Origin of the sequence: Streptomyces sp. NPDC051913 (assembly GCF_044593635.1) — a bacterium.
GTDB lineage: Bacteria > Actinomycetota > Actinomycetes > Streptomycetales > Streptomycetaceae > Streptomyces.
Window position 1 is genome coordinate 36,608 of sequence record NZ_JBIUCI010000032.1, and the last position, 25,475, is coordinate 62,082.

A 25,475-nucleotide genomic window follows, 5' to 3' on the forward strand; every position below is an offset into this window, starting at 1 on the left:
CGTCGCGCCCTCGCGCCAGCCCGGCCTGACGCCCTCGTCGGCCGGGGCCCCCGTGTGCTCGCCGTGCGCGTCCCTGCGGCAAGGGGCAGATTTGATCCCGGAGCCCGTCGTATGCCGGGCTGTGGGGTGTTTGGAGGTGGGCGGCGTGGGTGATGGGGGCAGGGGCGTGCAGGCGCCGGCTGCCGCGCGGACACGGGTCGGGCGGCCGCTGCTGTCGCTGGCGCTGGCCTCGATGATGGACGAGGTGCACGCCCACTCCGGTGCGGTGTATCTGCTGGCGTCCGGCGAGCCGGTCCTGGAGATGGCGGTGATGGCCGGGCTGCCCCGGGCCTTCGCCGCGCCCTGGGAGCGGGTGGGGCTCAGCGCCCCCATCCCGGTCGCCGAGGCGGTCCGGCAGCGGCGGCTGGTGTGGGTGGGCGGTGAGGAGGAGATGGCCCGCCGTTATCCGCGGATCGCCGTGGTGCTTCCCTATCCCTTCGCGCTCGCCGCGCTGCCGGTGGCGACGGACACCAAGGAGTACGGCGCGATCTTCGTGACCTGGCCCGGCTCGCATCCGCCGGAACTCTCCGACCGGGAGCGGGATCATCTGGGCGCGGCCTGCGGACGGCTCGCGGTGCGTCTGGAGCGGGCCGCCGCGGACAGCCGCCCGGTCTTCCCGGAACCCGATCTGCTGACCGGCACCCCGGTGGCCGGCGCGGCGGGCACGCTGGGCACGGTGGAGGCGGCCCGGATGGTGTCCCGGCTGCCGTACGGGCTGTGCTCGCTCGATCTGCACGGGCGGATCGCCTTCGCCAACGCCGCCGCGGCCGAGCTGATCGGCGTCCCGGTCAGCAGCCTGCTCGGCACCCAGCTGTGGGCGTCGGTGCCCTGGCTCAACGACCCGGTCTACGAGGACCGTTACCGCGCCGCGCTGCTCAGTCAGCAGACGACGTCGTTCGTGGCGCTGCGACCGCCCGGCGACTGGCTGTCGTTCCGGCTGTACCCGAGCACCACCGGCCTGAGCGTGCGCGTGAGCCGGGCGCGGGCCGTGGCGGAGATGAGCCGGGCCGCGCCGCAGCCGGGCGGCGCCCAGTCCCGGCTGGTCACCATCTCGCAGGTGCTGAGCCTGGCCGGGGCGCTCACCGAGGCGGCCGGTGTGGAGGACGTGGTCCAGCTCGTCGCCGACGAGATCGTGCCGGCGGTGGGCGGCCAGGCCCTCGTCATGCTCGGCTCCCGGGCGGGACGGCTGCATGTCCTGGGCCATCGCGGCTATTCCGACCCGCATGTCGTGGAGCGCTTCGACGGGCTGCCGCTGAGCGAGCCGACGCCCGGCGCACAGGCCCTGAGCAGCGGGGTACCCGCGTTCTTCGACTCGCGCCGGCAGCTGGAGCACCTGTATCCGGTCCGGCACACCACCCCCGACGGCTTCGAGGCCTGGGCGTATCTGCCCCTGATCGCCTCCGGCCGGCCGGTCGGCACCTGTGTGCTGGCCTACGCCGAACCGCACCCCTTCCCGGCCGACGAACGGGCCGTCCTGACGAGCCTCGGCGGACTGATCGCGCAGGCCCTGGAACGCGCGATGCTGTACGACGCCAAGCACCGCCTCGCCCACGGTCTCCAGGAGGCGCTGCTCCCCCACTCGCTGCCCGCCCTGCCCGGCGTCGACGCGGCCGCCCGCTATCTGCCCGCCACCCAGGGCATGGACATCGGCGGCGACTTCTACGACCTGGTGCCCTCGCACGGAGCGGCCTCGGCGGTGATCGGCGACGTACAGGGGCACAACGTCACCGCGGCCGGGCTGATGGGGCAGATCCGGACCGCGGTACGGGCGTACACGACCGTCGGACAGGCCCCGCAGGACGTCATGAGCAGCACCAACCGGCTGCTCATCGACCTCGGCTCCGACCTCTTCGCGAGCTGTCTGTACCTCCGCCTCGACCCCGCCCACGGCCGGGCCGTGATGGCGCGGGCCGGTCATCCCCCGCCCCTGCTGCGCCGACCGGACGGAAAGGTGCGCGTCCTCGACCTGGCAGGCGGCCCGCTCCTGGGCATCGACGGCTCGGCGACGTATCCGACGACGGAGGTCGATCTGGCGCCGGGCAGCGTGCTCGCCCTCTACACCGACGGCCTGATCGAGTCGCCCGGTGTCGACATCGAGGACGCTCTCGCCGATCTGGGGCAGCGGCTGGCGCAGGCCGGGGACCTGCCGCTGGACGCGTTGGCGGACGAACTGGTGGCGTACGGCGGGGCGGGCGAGGAACGCATCGACGACGTGGCGTTGCTGCTGCTGCGGGCGCGCTGACACGGACTCGGTCCGGCCCTCCCGCCGGAGGGCCGGACCGAGTCCGTGAACTGGTGGTGGGGCGTGGGTCAGTGGGTCTCGGTCAGCCCGGAGTCACCGTTGTCCGCACCCGCGCCGGCCTCTTCACCGCCGACGTCCTGGCCACCGGCGTCCTGACCGCCGACCTCCTGGCCGGCGTCCTGACCGCCGACTTCCTGACCGGCACCGGCTTCCTCGCCGCCGGCCTCCTGACCGGCACCGGCCTCGTCGCCCGCGCCCGCTTCGTCGCCGGCACCGGCTCCGGCCTCGTCACCGGCGCCCGCCTCCTGGCCGCCGCCCGCCGCGTCGCCCGCGCCGAGGGTCGCGCCGACCGCCTCCAGGGCGGTGGTGACCGGCTGGAAGAAGGTCTCGCCGCCCACCGTGCAGTCGCCGCTGCCGCCGGAGGTCAGGCCGATGGCCAGCCCGTCCTGCGTGAACAGCGAGCCGCCGCTGTCGCCGGGCTCGGCGCAGACGTTGGTCTGGATGAGCCCGGTGACCGTGCCCTCCGGGTAGTTGACGGTGGCGTCGAGTCCGAGGACCTGGCCGTCGTTGAGCCCGGTGGTGCTGCCCATTCTGAAGACCTGGAGGCCGACCTCGGCATCGGCGGCCTGGGAGATCTGCACGGTCTGGCCGTCGCCGACGTTGACCTCGCTCGGCGCGACGGTGGCCGGGTCGTCGTACTTCACCAGTGCGAAGTCACCGTCGCCGGGGAAGGTGGCCTGGTCGACGGTGGCGATCGGCTGGCCGTCCTGCGCGTCCGACCACTGGGCCGCCGCGACACCGCAGTGACCGGCGGTCAGGAAGGCCGGACTGCCGTCGCCCGCGGTGACGTTGAAGCCGGCCGAGCAGCGGGCGCCGCCGCCGAAGATGGCGTCGCCGCCGGAGAGGAAGGTCTTGAAGGTGCCGGCCGACTTCTTGATGGTCGCCATGCCCGAGCCGAGGGTGTCGACCGTCGACTCCAGCTGGTCCCACTTGGCGCCGGTGACCGTGCTGTCGGCGGTGACCAGGATCTTGTTCGTCCTGGGGTCGACGGCCCACGAGGTGCCCGGGATGGTCGCGTCGGCCTTCAGCGTCGCGGCGCCCGCGGCGAGTTCGGTGAGGCTGTTGTCGACCTCGCGTATCTTCGCGCCGGCCTTCTTGGCCTGGACGATCACGTTGTTGTTGTCGCCCGAGATGACGTTCACGACGAGCTGCTGCTGGTCCGTGTCGTAGTACGAACCGGCGAACGCGTCGCCGAGCAGTTCCTGGAGCTGTGAGGCGAGATCCGAGGCGTCCGACGCCTTGAGGGTCTTCGGGGCGGCCGCGGCTCCGTTCGACGACGAGCCGTCCTGGGACGCGTTCGCGTTGGGCAGGAGAATCGCCGCCGCTCCGAGCGCCACCACGCCGCCTGCCGCGATCGCGGCCTTGCGCTTGGGGATTCGCTTGTGACTCAAACTTCTCGACCTCCTGAAGGACGGGGTCAGTGCCACCGTTCGTCGGCGGCTGTTCGGGGCGCCTGGATGGCAGTGGGTACGCAGGAGGCGCCTGGGGCGTTCAATTCCGTTTGTTGGCAGTCCCTTTGCAGTGCCGAATCGGCCACGGGACCGGCCGGGCTCCGCGTCCGGCGGCCCGGGAGCGGGAACAATCCCCCATATGACGATGACCACCGCCGAAGCCGACAAGATCCTCTCCGCCAACTTCGCCCCTTGGGTGCTCGACCTGGGGCTGACCGTCGAGACCCTGGGCGAGGACCGGGCGACCCTGCGACTTCCCTGGTCGGACCGCCTGTCGCGGGAGGGCGGGGCGCTGTCGGGCCAGGCGCTGATGGCCGCCGCGGACACGGCCACGGTGATCGCCGTGTCCGCGGCGCGGGGCGCCTACGGACCGATGACGACCGTGCAGCAGTCGACCTCGTTCCAGCGCGCGGTGTCCGGTTCGGATGTCCTGATCCAGGCGGTGATCACCAAGCTGGGCCGGCGCATGGCGTTCGCCGACATCACGATGCATGACGCGGAGTCAGGCGAACTCGCGGCCCGCGCGAGCACGGTCTACGCACTTCTCGGCTGACAACCAGACAGACACGGTCCGCGATCGGTCAGCGACGTTCCGTCTCGAAGTTCCCCCGGAATCCCGGCTTCAGGGAATCTGCACATCCAATACCCAACCAAGTCACCGTGCGCGGCGGATCTGCACAAGCGCGATCCGCCGCGTACGCCATTGGGGCGGGAGTGTCGGATTCGCCTCCCGGGCCGCAAGCCCTCGTGTGAACCGAAGACGTGCCGGGTGTGAAGAACTCGGCGGCGAGACGTGCGCACGCCTGCACGCTTCGGTACCTCCGGGACCCAAGTGCCCAGGTGAGGCCGTTGGTTGATTGGAAGCCCGTGCCCGCCGCGTGCTTTTATCCATCGCACCGCGGCAGCCGCGAACGGCTCCCGGAAACGGGTGTCTGGCGCCTGCGGCACGCGGCCGCCCCTGCCAGGGGTCCGCTCCCCCTTGTGAATATCCATATGAAGGGAAGTTCCACCATGAACTCCACCCCCCAGGTTGAGACCGTCGAGATCTCCGACGCGGAGCTCGACAACGTCTCCGGCGGCCTGCAGCTGAACGCCCTCGGCACCGTCACCGGCCTGGTGGACGGCATCGCCCCGGTCTCCGGCCTGGTCGACACGGCCGTCGGCACCGTCGAGGGTGTCACCGGCCTCTCCGTGGCCCCGGTCACGAACCTGGTCGCCGGTCTCTGATCGCACCTTGTGCCCTGAGTCCCGGAGCCGCTTCCCGGCTCCGGGACTCTCGGACGTCATGAAACAACCGGCTGCCAGCAGTCGGTCCTTCCTCGTTTTCAGGTGAGGGAAAGTTCCGTGCAGTTCCGCCAACAGGCCCTCGCCAAGCTCCAGTCGCCGGAGGAGCTCGACCTCCCCGTGCGTTTCGCCCGCCCTCAGGGCTGGCTCGCGCTCTCCGTGACGGTGGTCGTGATGGCCGCCGCGTCGGTGTGGGCGGTGACCGGTTCGGTCGCCTCCACCGTGGGCGCGCCCGCCATCCTCACCCACGGACAGGGCAGTTACATCCTCCAGAGCCCGGTCGCGGGCCAGGTCACCGCCGTGCTCGCGAAGCAGGGCGAGCGGCTGCCCGCCAACTCCCCGGTGTTGAAGGTGCGTACCGCCGAGGGCGACACCGTCGTCCGCTCGGTCGCCGCGGGCCGTGTCACCGCGCTCGCCGCCACGATCGGCCAGATCATCCGGACCGGCGCCGATGTGGCCGCCGTGGAGAAGGTCGCGCACACCTCCGATCCGCTGTACGCCACCGTGTACGTCCCGGCCGAGAACGCCGCCTCGATCCCCGCGAACGCCGCCGTGGACCTGACGGTGTCCTCCGTGCCCACCCAGGAGTACGGCGTGCTGCGCGGCCATGTGAAGTCGGTGGACCGTTCGGCGCAGTCGGCCCAGCAGATCTCCGCGTTCCTCGGGGACAGCCAGCTCGGCGAGCAGTTCACCAAGGACGGCAGGCCGGTGGCCGTGACGGTGAAGCTGGACAAGGCGTCCGGCACGAAGAGCGGCTACGAGTGGTCGTCCGCCGACGGGCCGCCGTTCTCCCTCACCTCCATGACCGTGGCCCAGGGCTCGATCCGCCTCGCCGACCAGCGTCCCGTCGATTGGCTGCTGCCGTGAGCACCGCACAGGAGACCCGCGGCCGCCGCCGCTCCGCCCCGCCCAAGCGCCCGGTGCCGAAGGGCAGGGGCAGGACGATCCGCACGCCCACCGTGCTCCAGATGGAGGCCGTCGAGTGCGGCGCCGCCTCCCTCGCGATGGTGCTCGGCCATTTCGGCAAGCACGTCCCGCTGGAGGAGCTGCGCATCGCGTGCGGTGTCTCGCGGGACGGCTCGCGCGCCAGCAACCTGCTGAAGGCGGCCCGCAGTTACGGTCTGACCGCCAAGGGCATGCAGATGGACACGGCCGCCCTCGCCGAGGTCAAGGCGCCGGCGGTCCTCTTCTGGGAGTTCAACCACTACGTCGTCTTCGACGGCATGGGCCGCCGCTTCGGCCGCCGCGGGGTCTACATCAACGACCCTGGCAAGGGCCGCAGGTTCGTGCCGATGGAGGACTTCGACTCCAGCTTCACCGGTGTCGTCCTGATCATGGAGCCGGGTGACGGTTTCACCAAGGGCGGCCGCAAGCCCGGTGTCCTCGGCGCGATGCCGGCCCGGCTGCGGGGTACGGCGGGCACCATGCCGGCCGCGGTGCTGGCGAGCCTGCTGCTGGTGCTGGTGGGCGCGGCGGTGCCCGCGCTGAGCCGTACCTATATCGACATGTTCCTGATCGGGGGCCAGACGTCCCTGCTGGGCGTGCTGTTCGCGTCGATGGGCACCTGTGTGGCGCTCACCCTGGTCCTGACCTGGCTGCAACAGGCGAACCTGCTGCGCGGCCGCATCATCTCCTCCACTCTCTCCAGCGCCCGCTTCCTGCGCCATCTGCTGCGGCTGCCGGTGACGTTCTTCTCCCAGCGCAGCCCGGCCGACCTGGTGCAGCGCCTCCAGTCCAACGACGCCGTCGCCGAGACACTGGCCCGTGACCTGGCGGCGGCGGGTGTGGACGCGGTGGTCGTCGTCCTGTACGCCGTCCTGCTCTACACCTACGACCCGCAGTTGACGTTCGTCGGCATCGGTGTCGCGCTGCTGAACATCGTCGCCATGCGGGTGGTCATCCGTCTGCGCGCCACCCGGACCGCGAAACTGCGGGCCGACAGTGCCCGGTTGACCAACACCGCCTACACGGGCCTTCAGTTGATCGAGACGATGAAGGCGACGGGCGGTGAGGACGGCTATTTCCGCAAGTGGGCCGGGCAGCACGCCACCACCCTGGAGGAGCAGCAGCGGCTCGGGGTGCCCTCGGCCTGGCTCGGCGTGGTCGCGCCGACGCTCGCCTCGCTCAACAGCGCGGTGATCCTGTGGGTCGGCGGTATGCGGGCGGTCGAGGGCGGTATCTCGGTCGGCCTCCTGGTCGCCTTCCAGTCCCTGGTCACCCGCTTCACCGCGCCCATCACCCGCCTCAACGGCGTCGCCGGGCGCATCCAGGACTTCGCGGCCGACGTGGCCCGGCTGAAGGACGTGGAGAACTTCCAGGCCGACCCGCTCTACGGCCGGCCGGGCGCCGGCGACTCGACCCGCCGGCTGCACGGGCACGTCGAGCTCCAGAACATCTCCTTCGGCTACAACCCCCTCGACAAGCCCCTGTTGACCGGCTTCGACCTCACCGTCGGCCCCGGACAGCAGGTGGCCCTGGTCGGCGGCTCGGGCAGCGGCAAGTCGACGGTCTCCCGGCTGATATCCGGCCTGTACGCGCCCTGGGAGGGCGTCATCCGCATCGACGACCGGCGTCTGGAGGACATTCCGCGCGGCGCCCTCGCCTCCTCCGTGTCCTTCGTCGACCAGGACGTCTTCCTCTTCGAGGGCTCGGTGCGCGACAACGTGGCGCTGTGGGACCCCTCGATCCCGGACGACGCGGTGGTGGACGCGCTGCGTGACGCGGCGCTCTACGACGTGGTGATGCGCCGCCCCGGCGGCATCAACAGCCGGGTCGAGCAGGACGGGCGGAACTTCTCCGGCGGCCAGCGGCAACGCCTGGAGATCGCGCGGGCGTTGGTGCGGCGGCCGAGCATCCTCGTCCTCGACGAGGTCACGAGCGCGCTGGACGCCGAGACCGAACAGATGGTGATGGACAACCTCCGCAGACGCGGCTGTGCCTGCGTGGTGATCGCGCACCGGCTCAGCACCGTGCGCGACAGCGACGAGATCGTCGTACTCCAGCACGGCACGATCGTGGAACGCGGACGGCACGAGGAGCTGGTGGCGCGCGGTGGCGCGTACGCGGCTCTGGTCAGGGAGCGCTGAGATGACGACCGCACCCGAAGGGGACCTGGTTCTCCAGGCCCTCGGCGCCATGGGCACGCCGTTCGACCTCGCCGGACACAACCGGCTGGACCTCGAAGGGCCGCAGGTGCTGTGGCTGGTGGCGTCCGGCGCGGTGGACCTGTTCGCGGTGGACGCCGAACAGCAGGGCCACTGGCACCACTTGGGCCGCCTGGAGGCGGGCTCACTACTGCTGGGCCCGACGCCCGGCCCCCAACACACGCTCGTGGCGCGCCCGTTGCGGGACTGCGTGGTGCACCGCATCGGCCTGCGCGAGCTGTACCAGCCCGCGAACACCCAGACCTGGTCCTACGACGAGTACGGCAACCCGCAGTACGTCCCGCCGACGACGAGCCCGCTGGAGTACGCCCTCGCCCTCGGCGTCGGCCGCAGCCTGTCCATCCTCTTCCAGGCGCCGATGGCGAACGAGCGCGCCGCGGAGATCACCGACGACGACGTCTTCTGGATGCAGGTGCCGCCGGGCAGTGTGCAGTACGGCTCGCTGTACGGGGCGCAGGCCGCCGCCGATCTGCTGATGGACCCCGCGGTGTGGCAGAGCATGGTCGACCAGCAGTACCGGCTGCTCACCACGCTCGACCGCTGGATCGAGCAGGTGGAGCGCACCCACGAGCACCGCACGGCCGAAGGCATCAAGGCCGGTGAGGCGGTCCGCGCGCAGGCCGACCGGACGCTCCTCGCGTCCATCGGCAAGTCGTCGGGCAAGCGCGCCACGGCCGCCGACGCGGACGCCTCGTACGCGGCGTGCAAGCTGGTCGCCCGGGCGGCCGGGATCACGCTGGCCGATCCGGCGCAGTCCGGCACGGGCAGCGACCGGCTCGACCCGGTCGAGCAGATCGCGCTCGCCTCCCGGGTGCGCGCCCGGGCCGTGCGGCTCGACGGCGTCTGGTGGCGGGACAACGTCGGTCCGCTGGTGGGGCATCGGGCCCTGTCCGGGGCGCCGGTCGCGCTGCTGTGGCGGCGCGGCGGCTATGTGGCCGTGCATCCGGCGACGGGCCGGGAGACGCCCATCGAGAAGGCCAACGCGGAGGAGTTCGAGCCGCGCGCGGTGATGTTCTACCGCCCACTGCCCGACCGTGCGCTCAGCCCGCTCCGGCTGCTGCGGTTCAGCATGCAGCACATGGGCGGCGACCTGACGAACCTGCTGCTCAGCGGTCTGGTCACGGTCGCGATCGGCGCCATCGTGCCGATCGCCACCGGCCGGGTGCTCGGCGAGTTCGTGCCGAAGGCCCAGACGCATCTCATCGTCCAGGTCTGTCTCGCGGTGATGGTCAGCAGTCTCGTCGCCGCGACCTTCATGCTGTTGCAGAACCTGACGATCCTGCGTCTGGAGGGCCGTATCGAGGCGACCCTCCAACCGGCCGTGTGGGACCGCCTGTTGCGGCTGCCGACGAAGTTCTTCACCGAGCGCTCGACGGGTGAGCTGGCGAGCGCCGCGATGGGCATCAGCTCGATCCGCCGCCTGTTGGCCGGAGTCGGGCCCGTGGTGGCGCAGTCGGTGACGGTCGGCGCGATGAACCTGGGGCTGCTGTTCTGGTACAGCGTGCCGATGGCGTTCGCGGCGATCGGCATGCTCGTCGTGATCGCCGGGGTGTTCCTGGGGCTCGGACTGTGGCAGGTGCGCTGGCAGCGACGCCTGGTGGTGCTCGGCAACAAGCTGAACAACCAGGCCTTCCAGACCCTGCGCGGACTGCCCAAGCTGCGGGTCGCGGCGGCCGAGAACTACGCGTACGCGGCCTGGGCCTCGGAGTTCGCCCGCAGCCGTGAGCTCCAGCAGAAGGTGGGCCGGATCAAGAACCTCACCACGGTGCTGGGCGCGGTCTATCTGCCGGTCTGCACCCTGCTGATGTTCATGCTGCTGGCGGGCCCGGCGCGTGGCTCGATGTCGGCGGCGGCGTTCCTCACCTTCAACACCTCGGTGACGATGGTGCTGACGTCGGTGACCCAACTGACCGGCGCGTTCGTGTCGGCGGTGGGCGCGCTGCCGCTGTTCGAGGAGATCAAGCCGGTCCTGGAGGCCACCCCGGAGGTCCGCACGGCGAGCACCCGGCCGGGCCCGCTGTCCGGTGGGATCGAGGCACGCCGGCTGTCCTTCCGCTACTCGGACGACGGCCCACTCATCCTCGACGACGTGTCCTTCGACATCCGTCCCGGCGAGTTCGTGGCCATCGTCGGCCCGAGCGGCTGCGGCAAGTCGACGCTGCTCCGGCTGCTGATCGGCTTCGACCCGCCGGTCTCGGGGAGTGTGCTGTACGACGGCCAGGACCTGGCGGCGCTGGATCAGTCGGCGGTGCGCCGGCAGTGCGGGGTGGTGCTCCAGCACGCCCAGCCGTTCACCGGCTCGATCATGGACGTCATCTGCGGCACCGAGCCCTACACGCCGGAGGAGGTGATGGCGGCGGCGCAGATGGCGGGGCTCGCGGAGGACATCCAGCGGATGCCGATGGGCCTGCACACCATCGTCTCCGGCAGCGGTGCCGTCTCCGGTGGCCAGCGTCAACGGCTCATGATCGCCCAGGCGTTGATCCGCCGCCCGCGCATCCTGTTCTTCGACGAGGCGACCAGCGCCCTGGACAACGAGACGCAGCGCACGGTCATCGAGTCCACCAAGGCTCTCAACGCCACCCGTGTCGTCATCGCGCACCGGCTGTCGACGGTGCTGGACGCCGACCGGGTGATCGTGATGGAGGACGGCAAGGTCGCCCAGCAGGGCCCGCCCGCGCAGCTGCTCGCGGACACGAACGGGCGGCTGCACGAGCTGGTGCGCCGGCAGATGGCGTAGCGCGGATTCAGTCGAGGCCCGGGACGGGGGCGCCGGAGGGAACACCGGCGGCGAGATAGCCGTCGTAGAACTCCTTCCAGGGCACCCGGCTCCCGGGCGAGCCGTCGGCATGCCGCTCCAGGGCGGCCAGACAGACCTCCCAGCCGGCGCCGTTGCGGGCGGCCGTGTTCGCCTCGCTGAGCACGTTGGTGAGTGTGAAACGGGTGCTGTTGTCGCCCAACTCCGCCAGTTCGAAGCGCAGTTCGTCGTCGCCCCACGCGAAGGAGAGGTGGTGGGGCGCGTCGACGGCGAGGACCCGGCCCGTGGATTCCGGCATGTTGGGGTCGCCGCTGAACCTCACCTCGCCGCCGGGGCGCAGGTCGATCTCGGCGCGGGACGGGAACCAGTGGGCGAGTTCGTCGGCGTCGGTCACGAACTGCCAGACGCGGTCGATCGGATGGTCGTAGGTACGGCTGAACCGGACGGCGGGGCGGCCGTCGTCCAGGGTCAGATAGGTGCCGGTGAGGTCTGCGGACATGGGGATCAGTCCTTCGAAGGGGGCGGTTCCTCAGCGTCGTCCAGGCGTTGCGCCAGCATGTCCAGGCTGCTGTTCCACAGCCTGCGGTAGGGGGCGAGCCAGGCGTCGAGGGCGGCGATCGGGGCCGGTTCGAGGGCGTAGACGCGGCGTTGCGCGTCCTGTCTGACCCGGACCAGACCGGCGTCTTTGAGCACTCTCAGATGCTTGGAGGTGCTCGGCTGGCTCAGGCCGCATGCCTCCACGATCTCCCCGACGGGCCTCGGTCGCTCCAGGAGCAGGGCGACGATGGCCCGCCGGTGGGGGTCGGCGAGGGCGGCCCAGAGCGCGGCTTCGGACATGCCTCTAATATGCCTCTTTGGTTATATGCCGGTCAAGGCATACGCGGCTCAGGCGGTCGGTCGTCCGCGTACACCCAGGTCGCCAGCGCCCGCAGCGCCGCCGCGAACCGGTCGGGCCGGCGCAGGAACTCCATGTGGATGCCGGGGAACTCGACCCAGGGCGCGCCGATCCGCAGGGCGATCTCGACGGAGGGGCGGGCGTAGTAGGTGTCGCGGTCTTCCGCGCCGGCGCCCAGGACGATCGGGAACGGCACCGACTTCAGCGCGCCCTCGTCGGGCCGGAAGCCGGCGAAGCCCGCCCACTCGCTGCCGAAGAGATGGTCCTGGTTGCCCAGGAACCGTCGCCACAGGTCGTCCGGCCAGCGATACGCCCCCTCCCCGCGGACGGTCTCGGCGAACCGGCGACCCGCGGCCGGGGCACCGCCGCGCGCGTACCGTTCGGCCACGTCGGCGAAGAAGCCGCGCGCCGGGTCGTCGGCGGGCAGGACGTTCACAGCGGGCGGCTCATGGGCGATCAGGCCCGCCACGCACGCGGGGTGGAGCGCGGCCAGCGTCAGCCCGATGATCGCGCCCCCGCTGTTGCCGAAGACCAGCGCCCGGCCACCCGCGAGACCCGCGACGAGGGCTTGGGCGTCGGCCGCCTGCCCGGCGAGGTCCATCGGCGCCCCGGAACGGCCGGTGCTGCGGGAGTTGCCGCGCCGGTCGTAGGTGATCACGGTGAACGCGTCGGCGAGGTCCGCGGCGACCTCCGTGTAGTAACCGGCGTCGCCGCCCGCGCCGCTGATCATCAGCAGTGGCGGACCGCTCTCCCGTAGCTCGTAGTACAGCTCCGCATCCTCGACCCCGAACGTGCCGCTGATCACACTCGACCTCCCTCCCCAGCGAAACGTTGCCGTTTCGCTGGGGATGCTCTAGCCTCGATGTGTACGAAACAGTTTCGTTTACGGCTTCGTAAATTCCGAACGACTTCCCTGGAGTGGTTCCGCCATGTCCCAGAAGACCCTGACCGACAGCGCCCAGGCGGGCGCCGTCGAGGCGTCGCCCGAGGCCGCCTCCACCAAGCGGTGGTGGATCCTCGGCGTCATCGCCCTCGCGCAGCTGATGGTGGTCCTCGACGCCACCATCGTGAACATCGCCCTTCCCTCGGCCCAGGCCGACCTCGGGTTCTCCGACGGCAACCGGCAGTGGATCGTCACCGCCTACGCCCTGGCCTTCGCCTCTCTCCTGTTGCTGGGCGGCCGGATCGCCGACCTCTTCGGCCGCAAGACGGCCTTCCTGATCGGTGTCGTCGGCTTCGCCGCGGTCTCCGCGCTCGGCGGCGCCGCGACCAACTTCGAGATGCTGGTCACCGCCCGCGCTCTCCAGGGTGCCTTCGGCGCACTCCTCGCGCCCGCCGCGCTCTCCCTCCTCAACACGACGTTCACCGACGCCAAGGAGCGCGCCAAGGCCTTCAGCGTCTACGGTGCCATCGCTGGCGCCGGCGGCGCGGTGGGTCTGCTGCTCGGCGGCGTCCTGACCGACGCACTCGACTGGCGCTGGACCCTCTACGTCAACGTCGTCATCGCCGTGGTCGCCTTCGCCGGCGGCTGGATGCTGCTGCACAACCACCGTGACGCCGGAAACTCCAAGCTGGACGTGCCGGGCACGGTCCTGGTCGCCGCCGGTCTGTTCTCCCTGGTCTACGGCTTCTCCAACGCCGAGACCCACGACTGGAACTCGCCCGCCACCTGGGGCTTCCTGATCGCCGGCGGTGTGCTCCTCGTGGCCTTCGCCTGGTGGCAGACCAAGGCCGCGCACCCGCTGCTGCCCCTGCGCATCCTGCTCGACCGCAACCGCGCCGCCTCCTTCCTCGCCGTACTGATCTCCGGCGGCGGCATGTTCGGTGTGTTCCTCTTCCTCACCTACTACCTCCAGCTCAACCTGGGCTTCAGCCCGACGAAGACCGGTGTCGCGTTCCTGCCGATGGTCGCCGCGCTGATGGTGGGCGCCCAGCTCGGCACGACCAAGCTGGTGCCGCGGATGGGCCCGAAGGCCGTCATCCCGCTGGGCTTCGGCATCGCGGCCGTCGGTATGGCCTGGCTGACGGGCATCGGGGTCGCGTCGTCCTACACGAGCGCCGTGCTGCCGCAGCTGATCGTGGTCGGTTTCGGCCTCGGTCTGGTCATGCCGCCCGCGATGCAGCTGGCCACGGGCGGCGTCGCCGCCGAGGACGCCGGTGTCGCCTCCGCCACCGTCAACGCCATGCAGCAGGTGGGCGGTTCGATCGGTACGGCGCTGCTGAACACCCTGGCCGCGAGCGCCGCGACCGACTACCTGGCCGGCAAGGACCCGAGCAACAAGCTCGTGCAGGCCCAGGCCACCATCGAGAGCTACACCACCGCGTTCTGGTGGTCGGCCGGCCTCTTCGCCACCGGCACGCTGATCGCGTTCCTGCTCTACCGCCGCGGGGTGCCGGAGCAGGACCCGGACGCCGCACCCGTCGTCCACATGTAGTTCCCCCAGGACCGAGGGGCCGCCGTCATCAGGGAGACGGCGGCCCCTCTGCGCTGCCCGTGCCGGCGGGCCGTTCCTGGCCGGTTGCCGCACACCACACCCGGGCGCGGTGCGGGAGGGCCCCGAAACGGGTACTCACCGGTCCATGCGAATGAGCGTGGTGGATGTGGGGTCGAACACGGTCCGGCTGGTGGTCGCGGACGCCGAGGGCGGGGTTCCGCTGCCGGTGCACACCGCGAAGTGGCGGCTACGCCTGTCGGAACAGGTCGAGCCGGGCGGCCCGGTGCCGGCGGAGGCGGTCGACAGACTCGTCACCGCCGTGGCCGAGGCGGACCGGACGGCGACCGAGTGGGGTTCCGCGCCGCCGCTGGCCTTCGCCACGGCGGTGGTCCGCGGTGCGCCCAACTGCCGGGCCGTGCTGCGTGCGGTACGGACCCGCACGGGGGTCGAACTGTGCACGATGCCGGGCGAGCTGGAGGCGGAGCTCACCTTCCTGGGGGCGCGGCGCTGGATGGGGTGGCGATCGGGGCCGCTGGCCCTGCTGGACATCGGCGGCGGTTCTCTCGAAGTGGCCTTCGGACGGGGACGGTTACCGGATTTCGTGGCCTCGCTGCCGCTGGGCGCGGGCCGGCTCACCCATGAGTTCCTCGCCGACGAGGATCCACCCTCCCCGGAGCTGCTGCGGGCGTTGCGGCGCCGGGTCCGGCATCAACTGCGGGACGTGGCGGCCCGGATCCGCTGGGAGGGACCGCACACGGCGGTGGTCACCTCCCGTACGTTCCAGCAGCTGGGCCGGTTGTGCGGGGCACCGCCGGGACGGCACGGGCCCTTCGTGGAGCGCCAGTTGCACCGCTCGGACCTGAAGGCCGCGATCGCCCGCCTCTCCGCCCTGCCCACCGCCGAACGCGCCCGGCTCCCCGGCATCTCGGCGCCCCGCGCCGCACAGAGCCTGGCCGGCGCGATGGTCGCGCACACGGCACTGAAGCTCACCGGCATCAGGACCGTCGGCATCTGCCCGTGGGCGATCCGCGAGGGCGTCCTGCTGCGCCACATCGAGGACGGCCCCTCCTGGTGGGCGGGTGTCAGCCGCCGCGCCGAGGAACCCGGGGACCAGGACCTCGTGCCGCTGCGCATCGCGGCGGCGACGAACTGAGAAAGGACACCGTGATGACCCACGACAAGAAGCATCCCGAGACCGCGGTGGAGGAAGTCCTGCGGGAGTTCGAGGAGACGGAACGGCGCACCCAGGACTCCGAGGCCCAGCGCCGGCGCCGGGGCGAGCCCTGTCGGGTGAAGTGCGCCGCGAACTCCATCTCACGGGCGGGCCCCATGAGCCCGCACCGGTGAACACGCGTTACGAAGGCCGGCCGGGCGGCCCCACTCCGCCCGACCGGCCCTCGGTGCGAGATCGCACCGGTCCCCGCGACGGCGCCCGCGCTCCCCAGCCACGGGCGGCCCTCCGGTTCCACGGGGACCGTGCGACCTCGGTCCTCAGGGGGTGAAGAGACTTCTAGAAGCTGAAGAGACTCGACCCGAGGGAGCTCTTCACGCACTCGTTGGCGAAGGTGCGCTCATAGGAGACGCGTCGGCCCTGCCAGACACCGTCGACGGTGACAACCACGGGGTCGTACTCCTTGGTGCACATCACGTCGTCACGGGCCTCCAGCGCGTCGAAGTCCCCGCCCACACCACGCAGTTCGGCACAGGCGAGGGCGGCCGCGGGGTGGGTGCCGGACGGCGTCGGGGCGCAGGTGAGGGTGACCGCGCGGGCCGGGGTGACGGTGGCGGCGCTGTCACCGTGGCCCGTGGTGAGGACCAGGGCCGAGGGGGCGTAGAGCGAGTCCGTGGCGGCGAGCGCGGTCCCGGTGAGGGGGCCGCAGACGGCGGTGGCCGTGAGAGCGAGGGTCGCCGCCCAGCGCGCGGTGTTCCGCATGATGAGCATCCTTCCGCTGAGACGAGGGTGATGCCGCGCCCGGCACGATCGGCGTCGGTGCGGCGAGCGCGAGTCTGCCGAGTCGGCGGCCGGAACACACATCGACCCCACGTGATTCAGTAACCTTGCGTGTTGAATCAGTGGCGCGAAGTCACGGAATTCGAACACCGGAACCCAGTAACCACGCGGTTCTTGATCGTCCGGCCCGACCGAATGGCCGGTTCACACCGGCTCCGCAATCGGCCTGAAACATTCCGGTTGAGCTCTCGGCTGACCTCTCCCCGCCCCCTTGCGTTCATGCTCCGGCGGAGTAATCGTCATTACATGATTACGACAGAGCAGCACGAGAAACTGCGCGGCTGGTTCGCCGGGCGGCTGCCGGACGACCTCTTCGAAGAACTGGCCGAGCTGTCGGTCGACCGCGAGGAGATCACCGTCATCGGCCGCATCCCCGCGCCGCGGCTCGCCGAGGGCGCCCCGGCCACCGAGCGGGAGGCGGCCGTGCGCAGCCGCGTCCAGGAGTTCCGCGAGCGCACCCGCGACGCCCGGATCGAGGTGGCCCGCGAGGCCGAGCACCGGTTCCGCCGCAAGGTGTCCTGGGGCGTGGAGTGCGCCGGGGAGCGCGCCCTGTTCACGCACGTGGCCGCGCCCGTGATGACCCGGCTGCGCCAGCCCGAGCGCCAGGTCCTGGACACGCTCATCGCGGGCGGGGTCGCGCGCAGCCGCAGCGACGCGCTCGCCTGGTGCGTCCGCCTCGTCCAGCGGCACACCGACGACTGGCTCACCGAACTGCGCGACTCCCTCGAACACGTCCAGCGGGTACGGGCACAGGGGCCCGACGCCGAGCCCGAGGAGGCGCCGACGGACACCGAGTGATGGAGGTTTCGTACATCTGTGACGCGAGGAATGGATGAAACTTCCTCTGGTGCGGCCGTTGACCCCGGCCTTACCGTCGGCAGACCCCCGAGAGGACGGCCCCTCTCCCGCCGCACACCCCCGCGACGGCGCCCGGCCCTCCCCCGCCCCCTCCCCGCGCCACGACGCGCTCCACCGCCGATCCCCCTCGCTGGAGCCCCCTTGTCCCCGCAGCCCGACCCCTCGTCCGCGCCGTCCCTGACCGAGGTCGAGACCCACGGCGTCGACCGCATCCCCGACGCGGACCGCACCGCCACGCCGCTGGACCTGTTCCGGCTCGCCTTCGGCGGCGCCAACACCTTCTCCACCTGCGTGCTGGGCGCCTTCCCGATCCTGTTCGGCCTCTCCTTCTGGCAGGGCCTGGCGGCCACCCTCCTCGGCGTGGTCGCGGGTGCGCTGATCCTGTGTCCGATGGCGGTGTTCGGGCCGGTCAACGGCACCAACAACGCCGTCTCCTCCTCCGCGCACCTCGGTGTGCACGGCCGGGTGGTCGGCTCCTTCCTCTCCCTGCTGACGGCGATCGCGTTCTTCTCCATCTCGGTGTGGAGCTCGGGCGACGCCCTGGTCGGCGGTGCCCACCGGCTGTTCGGGCTGCCGCGCGGCGATCTGAGCTACGTCGTGGCGTACGCGCTGTTCGCCTGTCTGGTCCTCGCGGTGTGCGTGTACGGCTTCCGGTTCATGCTGTTCGTCAACAAGGTCGCGGTGACCTCGGCGAGCGTGCTGTTCGTGGTCGGCGCGATCGCCTTCGCCGGGGACTTCGACCCGTCGTACGCGGGCGTCTTCACGGACTCGGCGGACGCGGCGACGCAGTCCCTGTTCTGGCCGTCCTTCATCGGCGCCGCGCTGATCGTGCTGTCGAACCCGGTGTCGTTCGGCGCGTTCCTCGGCGACTGGTCGCGCTACATCCCGGCGAGCACCCCGCGCCGCCGGGTGGTCGGCGCGGCGTTCCTGTCGCAGATCGCCACGCTGCTGCCGTTCCTGTTCGGCCTGGGCACCGCCAGCATCATCGCGACCAAGGCCCCGGACTACGTCGACCCCGCGGCCCCCGACTTCGTGGGCGGGCTGCTCGCCATCTCGCCGAGCTGGTTCTTCCTGCCGGTGTGTCTGCTGGCGCTGATCGGCGGCATGTCGACGGGCACGACCGCCCTGTACGGCACCGGCCTCGACTTCTCCTCGGTGTTCCCGCGGCTGTCCCGGGTGCAGGCGACGCTGCTGGTCGGCGTCGCGTCGATCGCGTTCATCTTCATCGGACGGTTCGGCCTGAACCTCGTGCAGTCGATCTCGACGTTCGCCACGATGATCATCACCTGCACCACGCCGTGGATGGTCGTGATGATCCTCGGCTTCTGGACCCGGCGCGGCTGGTACGACCCGGACGCCCTCCAGGTCTTCAACCGCCGTCAGCGCGGCGGCCGTTACTGGTTCGCGCACGGCTGGAACTGGCGCGGCATGACCGCCTGGTGGGTCTCCGCGCTGCTGGGTGTGCTGTTCACCAACATCCCGGGCCAGTTCGTCGGCCCGCTGGGCGATCTGGCCAACGGCATCGACATCAGCCTGCCGCTGTCGCTGGTGGTCTCCGCGGTGCTGTTCCTGACCCTGCTGCGGGTCTTCCCCGAGCCCCGTGCCGTGTACGGGCCCGAGGGCGCGCGGCTGGCGCGGACCGTCGACGTACCGGTGCCGGCCATCTCCGGACCGGGCGCGGTGCCCGGCGAGCCGGAGCCCGTGGCGGCGGCGAACGGCGGCTGACCCGGGCCTGGCGAACGGCGGCCGACCCCGGTGTGCTGACCGGCTCTTACTCGCCAGTATCGTCGGAGCGCAACGCGTTCTCAGCGACGAGAGGCGGGACCCGCGGATGGCCAAGCACTGGGCGGACTTCCAGTACGAGATCTATCTCAACGGGATGTCGGGGGCCGTACCGCGGCTCCCGACCGATCTGACCCGCCTGGAGGAGCTCACCGAGCAGCGGCTCGGGCCGGGGCCGGTCGGTTATGTGGCGGGCAGTGCGGGTGACGGCAGTACGGCCCGCGCCAACCGGGCGGCGCTGGAGCGCCGGCGGATCGTGCCGCGCATGCTGCGGGACGTGCACGAGCGGGACCTCGCCGTCGAGGTTCTCGGCCGCTCGCTGCCCGCCCCGCTGGCCCTGGCACCGGTCGGCGTGCTGTCGATCATGCACCCGGACGCCGAGTGCGCCGCCGCCCGGGCCGCCGCCGCGCAGGGCGTCCCGTACATCCTGTCCTCCGCCTCCAGCACACCGATGGAGCAGGTCGCCGAGGCGATGGGTGACGCCGAGCGCTGGTTCCAGCTGTACTGGCCCAAGGACCCGGAGGTCGCCGGGAGCTTCCTGCGCCGCGCGAGGGCGGCCGGGTTCACCGTGCTCGTGGTCACGCTGGACACCCCGTTGCTGGCGTGGCGGCCCCGTGACCTGGACCAGGCGTATCTGCCGTTCCTGCACGGGGTCGGCACCGCCAACTACTTCTCCGACCCGGCGTTCCAGGCGGCCCTGGCCAAGCCGGTGCACGAGGACCCGAACGCGGCGGTGCTGCACTTCGTCAGCATGTTCGCGGACCCCGCCAAGACCTGGCCGGACCTGGCGTTCCTGCGGGAGAACTGGGACGGCCCGATCGTCCTGAAGGGCATCCAGCACCCGGACGACGCACGTCTGGCCGCCGACGCGGGAATGGACGGCGTCGTCGTCTCCAACCACGGCGGCCGGCAGGTCGCCGGGGCGATCGGCGCGGCCGACGCGCTGCCCCTGGTCGCCGAGGCGGTCGGCGACCGGCTCACCGTCCTGTTCGACAGCGGCGTCCGCACCGGCGACGACGTCTTCAAGGCGCTCGCGCTCGGCGCGCGGGCGGTGCTCGTCGGACGGCCGTACGTGTACGGCCTCGGCCTGGACGGACAGGCCGGCGTCGAACACGTGATCCGCTGTCTGCTCGCCGAACTCGACCTCACCCTCGCCCTGTCCGGCCACGCCTCCCCCACCACCGTGGGCCCCGCCGACCTCACCGAGGACCCCGTGTGACCGGGTCGAAGAACGTACTCGCCGTCATCTCCCCGCACGTCGGAGGGCGCGGCGCCGGAGCCGGGCTCGCCACGCTCTTCCCCGCCGACGCCGAGGTCACCGTGGTCGAGCGCGCCGACGAGGACCCGACGGCCCTGCGCGCGGCCCACGTCGTCATCACGGCGCTGGCCCCCCTCACCGCCGAACACCTCGCCGCGGCACCCGAGTTGGAGCTGGTGCAGTGCGCGAGTCACGGCTTCGACCACGTCGACGTCGAGGCCGCGCGCGACCTCGGGGTGCCCGTGTGCACCATCGGCTCCACCGGCGCCGAGGCGCAGAACGTGGCCGAGCAGACCTTCGCCCTGATGCTGGCGCTGGCCAAGCGGGTGGTCCCGGCCCACACCGCGCTCGTCGAGGCCGACTGGGCGCTCCCCCGCCTCCAGCGGTCCCTGACCGAACTGTCGGGCAAAACGCTGGGCATCGTCGGGCTGGGCCGGATCGGCCGTGAAGTCGCCCGGCGCGCGGTCGCGTTCGACATGACCGTCCTCTACGCCGGACGGCGCCGGGTGGCGCAGGAGACGGAGGCACGGTTGGGCGGGGCCCGCCATGTGCCGCTCGACGAACTGCTGCGCACCAGCGACTACGTCTCCCTGCACACGCCCCTGACCGACGAGACGCGTCACCTCCTCGACGCGGCCAGGCTCGCGCTGCTCAAGCCGACCGCCTTCGTCGTCAACACGGCGCGGGGCGCCCTGATCGACCAGGACGCCCTCGCCGACGCCCTGGACAAGGGCGCCCTCGCCGGGGCGGGCATCGACGTCTTCGACCCCGAACCGCCCACCCCGGCCCTACGGTTGCTGCGGGCCCCGGGGGTGGTGCTGTCGCCGCACGTCGGAGGCGTCACCCGCGAGACGCTGGTGCGGATCGCCCTGGCCGCCGTGCGGAACGTGACGGGCTATCTGGCGGGCGATCCGCCCCGGGACGTGGTCAACGGGGCGCCCCCCGCTCGGTGAGGTCGACGGCCCGCACGGACGGGGCGTCCGAGTCGGGCACCGACAGCGCGCCGGCGCTGGGCGAGACGGCGTCCGTCACCCAGCGCTGCTGGTCGGAACCGTCCCGTACCTTGACCACGATGTCGGAGTCCGGCTCCCCGCTGGTGGAGGTGACGGCGAGTTGGTCGTCCCAGCGGGTGAGCAACTCGCCCTGCACGGTGATGTCGTAGCGCACGTCGGCGGCCCGCTTGCTCCTCTCGTCCGCGCAGCTGCCGAGGATGACCACACCGGCGTCGGCCCGTGAGTCGAGGCACAGGTCGGGGTCCGCGGCACTGCGCAGCAGCCCGTCCTCCTCGTCGTAGGTCCACTTCTGGGTGTCGTCGTCCGAGCAGGCCTCCAGTTCGGTCCCGGCGCCCTTCTTCACCTCGCCGCGGATGTCGAGGCAGAGGTCGGCGCCGACGTTGCGCAGTCTGGACCGGCTGGGCGCGAGGGGCAGTTGGGCGGTGCCCGGCGGGGAGGCGGAGACGCCGTCCGGGGCCGACTCGCTGCCGGTGGCGCTGGTGGAGGCGGCCGGGTCGGCACCGCCGTCGTCCGACCACAGGCTCGCGGCGAGCACACTGGCGATCAGCCCCACCGAGGCGAGGCCCACTCCGGTGAGCAGCACCCGGGAGGGTCGGGGGCCCTCGGGGGGACGGCGGCCGGGGGACGGGATGCGGGACAGCAGCCGACGGCGTCCGCCGCCGTGCCGGGCGCCGCCCTGGGCACGCGGGCCCTGCCGGTCGTTCCCGCGCCGGGTATCGAGGTAGCGGCGGGCTCCCCAGCCGAGCACGGACTCGGCGAGCAGCACACCCAACCCGCCCTCGAAATGGCTGAGTTGTTCGGCGGCGAAACGGCAGTAACGGCACTCGTCCAGATGCTGCTGGACATCCGGCAACAGGGCTCCGCCGCGCCGAATGGGGACGTCGAGGAGTCGGTTGTAGAAGCGGCAATCCTTCGTCGGCGCGAGTTCCCGATGGGCATGTACACAACCCTCGCGGAATTTGTCACGCGCCTGTTCGAGAGCGGCCGACGCGGCGTCGGTATCCATGCCGAGCAGGCCGGCGGGGACGGCAATCGGCTCGGCCTCGACCTCGGTGTGCCACAGCAGACAGCGGGCGAGTCCGGGCAGGGCGAGGAATGAACGCTCGGCGAGTTTGCGGTTTTCCGGCGTCATGGACTTCGCCGCCCGCATACCGCGACCGCCGGCGGGTTTCGCGAGGTCGGGGAGAACGCCGGATATTCGGTCCTCGGCCGACCACTCCCGGACGGTGTCCCGCGCGCGCACGAGCAGCCGGGGGCGCAGCGCGGTGGCGGGTTCGCCGAGCGCGACGCGGTCGAGGACTTGGTGGAAGGCGGCGGCGGTGACCATCGAGGCCACCTCCGACCGGGAGGCGAGGCAGATCACGGCGTACTCGTGGACCGGCTGCCAGTGACGCGCCATCAACAGCGCGGCCGACTGGGCCGCCTCGCCGTCCGGACGGCCTCTGAGAGCGGCACCGAGGTCGTCGTCGGATTCCCCCGGAACGCCGCCGGGGGGCGGGTACGGCGGACGAGGGGGGTGGGGGGTGGGCACTGAGCGGGTTCCTTCCCACACGCAGGTGACTCTGGGCTTCAACTCGCCGAAAAGGAGCGGGGGACGTGTGCGTCCTCTTTGGCGCTGCGCGAGGAGTGTGAAATTCACCGACGGCTCGTCCGGCCCGGTTCCCCACGGGACGAATGAAGCCCGGACTTTACCCCCCGCACGGGTAGTTCACCCTTGCACAAGGGAGTCATGGCCAACAAGGCACTTGAGCAACATCAGCATCATTGAAAGAAAGTCAGAAACACGGTCGGCGCAGCTCGCCCCATCCCGCTTTCGGTATTCCACACGCCCCGTGTGAAACACGCGCACGCGCCGGAGCACCGCGCACGCTCCCGGCGCGCACCACCGCGTAGTGCACTGGTACCGGCCCCTCGGAGGCCACGCGCAGGACGGCGGCTCTCCCGCGCGAAACCGGCCGCCGACCCCGATCCTCCCGCCCTCGGTCGGCGGCCCCGAGGGCGGGTCGGGACCGGCCGGGCCGGACAACGGCCGACGGACCCGGCCGGAGACCCGGGATCCCGAAGCGCGCCGAACCGGACCACGCGCCCGTCCCGGAGCCCTGGACCCGCCGGGCCAGCCATGCCGACGTGGCCCCGCCAGGTCTCAGATCTGCCAGGAGCGCAGTCGGTCGGCGGCGCCGTAGACGTCGGTCTTGCCGGAGATCAGGTCGCGGGCGAGGTCGACGAGGGCGCCGTAGGGCGGGTCGATGCCGACGCCGCTGACGAACATGTAGGCCACGGCGGTCGCGCAGGCGAAACGGGCGTTGGCCGACGGCAGTGGCTTGAGCAGGGCGAGGGTGTGCAGCAGGGCGGCGGCCCGCCAGGCGGGGTCGGAGTCCACCCCGAGGCGGGGCGGGTCGACCCGGTGGCGGGCGACGGCGGCCACCAGCGCGGAGAAGTCGTTGATGGTGGGCTGGTCCGGCAGGACCTCTTCGTGCCGCTGGAGCAGCCAGGGCACGTCGATGTGGACCACGGAGGCCATCGGTCAGACGACCCGCTCTTCGCGCCGGACACCGGGTTCGTCGTCGGGGAAGGCCGCCGCGAACTCGTCGGCGTGGGCCGCGAAGAAGCGCCGGAAGGCCTCCGCGCCTTCCTGGAGGGCGCGATGCCGCGCGATGTCGGCGGCGGCGGCCTCCCGGACGAGGGCCTTCATCGACGTACCGCGCTCCTTGGCGATCTGCCGCAGATCCTCTAGCTCACGATCACTGAACTCGACGTTGAGAGCTGGCATGCCCTTACGGTACCGCCGAGGTACTCGACCGTAAATACCACCAGGTCAGAGCAGTCCATCACGGGTACCGTGGACCGCTCAGCGTGATGTCCGATTCCCGCCGGTGACGGGCCGCCCGGCCCAGCAGACTCATAGACATGACGACTTACACGACCTACGAGAGCCCGCTCGGCGAGCTGCTGCTCGTGAGCCGAGCGGGCATGCTCGCCTCACTGTCGATGCCGGAACAGCGCACCGCCCCCGCCGTCCGCGCCGACTGGCGCCGCGACGACGCGGCCTTCACCGAGGCCGCCGCCCAGCTCGCCGCGTACTTCGCGGGCCGGCTCACCCGGTTCGAGCTGCCGTTCGCCGCCGTCGGCACGGGGTTCCAGCGGCGCGTGTGGCAGGCGGTGGACGCCGTCCCGTACGGCACCACGACCACGTACGGCGCGCTGGCCGCGCGGCTCGGTGTGGCGCGGGCCGACACCCCGGCGGTGGGCGCGGCCCTCGCCGCCAACCCCCTGCTGATCGTGCGGCCCTGCCATCGGGTGATCGGCGCCGACGGCTCGATGCGCGGGTACGCGGGCGGAGTGGAGCGCAAGGTACGGCTGCTCACGCACGAGGGCGCGCTTCAGCCGACACTCGTCTGACGGGAGGCCCCTCATGACCCTCACCCTCACGCAGGCCCGCCGACGCGTCGCCGGCACGGACTGGGAGGCGCTCGCCGCGGAGCTGGACGAGCACGGCAGCGCGCCCACGGGGCAGTTGCTGACGCCCGCCGAGTGCCGTGACCTGGCGGCGCTGTACGAGAAGCCCGAGCTGTTCCGCACGACCGTCGACCTGGCCCGGCACCGTTTCGGGTCAGGCGAGTACCGCTACTTCACCCACGCCCTGCCCACCCCGGTGGCCGCCCTGCGCGCCGCGCTCTACCCACGCCTCCTGCCGGTCGCCCGGGACTGGGCGGCCCGCCTCGGCCGCCCGGCCCCCTGGCCGGACTCCCTCACCGAGTGGCTGGAGCGCTGCCACGCGGCCGGGCAGGACCGGTCGGCGCAGATCCTGTTGCGCTACGGGGCGGGCGACTGGAACGCCCTGCACCGGGACGTCTTCGGCGAGCTGCTCTTCCCGCTCCAGGTCGTGGTCGGGCTCGACGAGCACGGCACGGACTACACGGGCGGTGAGTTCCTGATGGTGGAGCAGCGGCCCAGGGCCCAGTCCCGGGGCATCTCGACCGTGCTGCGGCAGGGCCACGGCCTGGTCTTCACCACCCGCGACCACCCGGTGCGCACTCGCCGCGGCTGGTCCGCCGGCGCGATACGCCACGGCGTGAGCACCGTCCACTCGGGCCGACGCCACGCCTTGGGCCTGGTCTTCCACGACGCGGCCTAGGTGTATTGCCCCGCAGGGTTGTTCACACGGTTGATCGGCGGCTGGCCTCCGAGTGCGGTGTGGCAGCGATGGTAGTTGTAGGTGTGGAGG

General features: G+C 71.8%; 23 protein-coding genes. 15 read left to right on the forward strand and 8 right to left on the reverse strand.

Features of this window, described 5'->3' with window-relative positions; all coding sequences use genetic code 11:
- The first annotated feature begins 136 nt into the window (after positions 1-136).
- Positions 137-2,281: a PP2C family protein-serine/threonine phosphatase gene (locus ACIHIX_RS46190; protein WP_399966676.1), complete on the forward strand. Its 2,145-nt coding sequence runs from the start codon at positions 137-139 to the stop codon at positions 2,279-2,281.
- A 68-nt stretch (positions 2,282-2,349) separates the two neighbouring features.
- Here ACIHIX_RS46190 and ACIHIX_RS46195 read toward each other — a convergent pair whose 3' ends face one another.
- Positions 2,350-3,732 carry a S1 family peptidase gene (locus tag ACIHIX_RS46195; protein WP_399966677.1) on the reverse strand — a complete coding sequence of 461 codons (1,383 nt, stop codon included), beginning with the start codon at positions 3,730-3,732 and terminating at the stop codon, positions 2,350-2,352.
- Between the two features lie 199 nt (positions 3,733-3,931).
- On the opposite strand from ACIHIX_RS46195, the gene ACIHIX_RS46200 reads away from it, so the two are divergent.
- The 5 genes from ACIHIX_RS46200 to ACIHIX_RS46220 all read left to right on the forward strand — a co-directional run bounded on the left by ACIHIX_RS46200 (position 3,932) and on the right by ACIHIX_RS46220 (position 10,980).
- Positions 3,932-4,345 carry a PaaI family thioesterase gene (locus ACIHIX_RS46200; RefSeq protein ID WP_399966678.1) on the forward strand — a complete coding sequence of 138 codons (414 nt, stop codon included), beginning with the start codon at positions 3,932-3,934 and terminating at the stop codon, positions 4,343-4,345.
- A 458-nt stretch (positions 4,346-4,803) separates the two neighbouring features.
- The gene (locus ACIHIX_RS46205; RefSeq protein WP_046256964.1) at positions 4,804-5,019 is read left to right on the forward strand and encodes a hypothetical protein; all 216 of its coding nucleotides are present in this window, start codon (positions 4,804-4,806) and stop codon (positions 5,017-5,019) included.
- A 117-nt stretch (positions 5,020-5,136) separates the two neighbouring features.
- Complete coding sequence (locus ACIHIX_RS46210) at positions 5,137-5,943, forward strand: HlyD family efflux transporter periplasmic adaptor subunit (protein WP_399966679.1); 807 nt, start codon at positions 5,137-5,139, stop codon at positions 5,941-5,943.
- Complete coding sequence (locus ACIHIX_RS46215; RefSeq protein WP_399966680.1) at positions 5,940-8,162, forward strand: NHLP family bacteriocin export ABC transporter peptidase/permease/ATPase subunit; 2,223 nt, start codon at positions 5,940-5,942, stop codon at positions 8,160-8,162. The genes ACIHIX_RS46210 and ACIHIX_RS46215 overlap by 4 nt, the downstream gene beginning before the upstream one ends.
- 1 nt (position 8,163) lies before the next feature.
- Complete coding sequence (locus tag ACIHIX_RS46220; protein ID WP_399966681.1) at positions 8,164-10,980, forward strand: NHLP bacteriocin export ABC transporter permease/ATPase subunit; 2,817 nt, start codon at positions 8,164-8,166, stop codon at positions 10,978-10,980.
- Positions 10,981-10,987: 7 nt separating this feature from the next.
- On the opposite strand, the gene ACIHIX_RS46225 is transcribed toward ACIHIX_RS46220, so the two are convergent.
- From ACIHIX_RS46225 to ACIHIX_RS46235, 3 genes are read right to left on the reverse strand one after another with little or no spacing between them, the layout of a single operon-like run.
- Positions 10,988-11,497 carry an SRPBCC family protein gene (locus tag ACIHIX_RS46225; RefSeq protein ID WP_399966682.1) on the reverse strand — a complete coding sequence of 170 codons (510 nt, stop codon included), beginning with the start codon at positions 11,495-11,497 and terminating at the stop codon, positions 10,988-10,990.
- Between the two features lie 5 nt (positions 11,498-11,502).
- Positions 11,503-11,835, reverse strand: a complete 333-nt coding sequence (locus ACIHIX_RS46230) for an ArsR/SmtB family transcription factor (protein ID WP_399966683.1) — start codon at positions 11,833-11,835, stop codon at positions 11,503-11,505.
- A 32-nt stretch (positions 11,836-11,867) separates the two neighbouring features.
- Positions 11,868-12,698, reverse strand: a complete 831-nt coding sequence (locus ACIHIX_RS46235) for an alpha/beta hydrolase (RefSeq protein ID WP_399966684.1) — start codon at positions 12,696-12,698, stop codon at positions 11,868-11,870.
- 124 nt (positions 12,699-12,822) lie between these two features.
- Between ACIHIX_RS46235 and ACIHIX_RS46240 the strand changes: the two genes are divergently transcribed.
- The 3 genes from ACIHIX_RS46240 (at position 12,823) to ACIHIX_RS46250 (ending at position 15,675) form a co-directional block, all read left to right on the forward strand.
- A complete protein-coding gene (locus tag ACIHIX_RS46240) occupies positions 12,823-14,328 on the forward strand; it encodes an MFS transporter (RefSeq protein WP_399966685.1) in 1,506 nt (501 codons plus the stop codon).
- Between the two features lie 145 nt (positions 14,329-14,473).
- On the forward strand, positions 14,474-15,481 hold the full coding sequence (locus tag ACIHIX_RS46245; protein WP_399966686.1) for a Ppx/GppA family phosphatase: 1,008 nt from the start codon (positions 14,474-14,476) through the stop codon (positions 15,479-15,481).
- Positions 15,482-15,495: 14 nt separating this feature from the next.
- Positions 15,496-15,675, forward strand: a complete 180-nt coding sequence (locus tag ACIHIX_RS46250) for a hypothetical protein (protein WP_399966687.1) — start codon at positions 15,496-15,498, stop codon at positions 15,673-15,675.
- Positions 15,676-15,838: 163 nt separating this feature from the next.
- Here the strand turns inward: ACIHIX_RS46250 and ACIHIX_RS46255 are convergent, their stop codons facing one another.
- Complete coding sequence (locus ACIHIX_RS46255) at positions 15,839-16,261, reverse strand: protease inhibitor (RefSeq protein ID WP_399966688.1); 423 nt, start codon at positions 16,259-16,261, stop codon at positions 15,839-15,841.
- 324 nt (positions 16,262-16,585) lie between these two features.
- On the opposite strand from ACIHIX_RS46255, the gene ACIHIX_RS46260 reads away from it, so the two are divergent.
- The 4 genes from ACIHIX_RS46260 (at position 16,586) to ACIHIX_RS46275 (ending at position 21,190) form a co-directional block, all read left to right on the forward strand.
- Complete coding sequence (locus ACIHIX_RS46260; RefSeq protein ID WP_399966689.1) at positions 16,586-17,137, forward strand: hypothetical protein; 552 nt, start codon at positions 16,586-16,588, stop codon at positions 17,135-17,137.
- Positions 17,138-17,338: 201 nt separating this feature from the next.
- Positions 17,339-18,922: a purine-cytosine permease family protein gene (locus tag ACIHIX_RS46265; RefSeq protein ID WP_399966690.1), complete on the forward strand. Its 1,584-nt coding sequence runs from the start codon at positions 17,339-17,341 to the stop codon at positions 18,920-18,922.
- A gap of 106 nt (positions 18,923-19,028) precedes the next feature.
- Positions 19,029-20,198, forward strand: coding sequence for a lactate 2-monooxygenase (locus ACIHIX_RS46270; protein WP_399966691.1), 1,170 nt, complete (start codon positions 19,029-19,031; stop codon positions 20,196-20,198).
- Positions 20,195-21,190: a 2-hydroxyacid dehydrogenase gene (locus tag ACIHIX_RS46275; RefSeq protein WP_399966692.1), complete on the forward strand. Its 996-nt coding sequence runs from the start codon at positions 20,195-20,197 to the stop codon at positions 21,188-21,190. The genes ACIHIX_RS46270 and ACIHIX_RS46275 overlap by 4 nt, the downstream gene beginning before the upstream one ends.
- Here the strand turns inward: ACIHIX_RS46275 and ACIHIX_RS46280 are convergent.
- The 3 genes from ACIHIX_RS46280 to ACIHIX_RS46290 form a co-directional block, all read right to left on the reverse strand.
- Positions 21,165-22,781, reverse strand: coding sequence for an RICIN domain-containing protein (locus tag ACIHIX_RS46280; RefSeq protein ID WP_399966693.1), 1,617 nt, complete (start codon positions 22,779-22,781; stop codon positions 21,165-21,167). The two genes, ACIHIX_RS46275 and ACIHIX_RS46280, sit on opposite strands and share 26 nt — an antisense overlap.
- Positions 22,782-23,393: 612 nt before the next feature.
- Complete coding sequence (locus ACIHIX_RS46285) at positions 23,394-23,771, reverse strand: hypothetical protein (RefSeq protein ID WP_007386606.1); 378 nt, start codon at positions 23,769-23,771, stop codon at positions 23,394-23,396.
- A 3-nt stretch (positions 23,772-23,774) separates the two neighbouring features.
- Entirely contained in the window at positions 23,775-24,020 is a 246-nt protein-coding gene (locus tag ACIHIX_RS46290; RefSeq protein ID WP_399966694.1) for a hypothetical protein, read from the reverse strand.
- 137 nt (positions 24,021-24,157) lie between these two features.
- Here ACIHIX_RS46290 and ACIHIX_RS46295 point away from each other — a divergent pair, with 137 nt between their 5' ends.
- Positions 24,158-24,649: a methylated-DNA--[protein]-cysteine S-methyltransferase gene (locus tag ACIHIX_RS46295; protein ID WP_399966695.1), complete on the forward strand. Its 492-nt coding sequence runs from the start codon at positions 24,158-24,160 to the stop codon at positions 24,647-24,649.
- 13 nt (positions 24,650-24,662) lie between these two features.
- Positions 24,663-25,385 (forward strand): 2OG-Fe(II) oxygenase, encoded by a 723-nt coding sequence (locus tag ACIHIX_RS46300; protein WP_399966696.1) that lies wholly within the window; start codon positions 24,663-24,665, stop codon positions 25,383-25,385.
- Positions 25,386-25,475 lie beyond the last annotated feature (90 nt).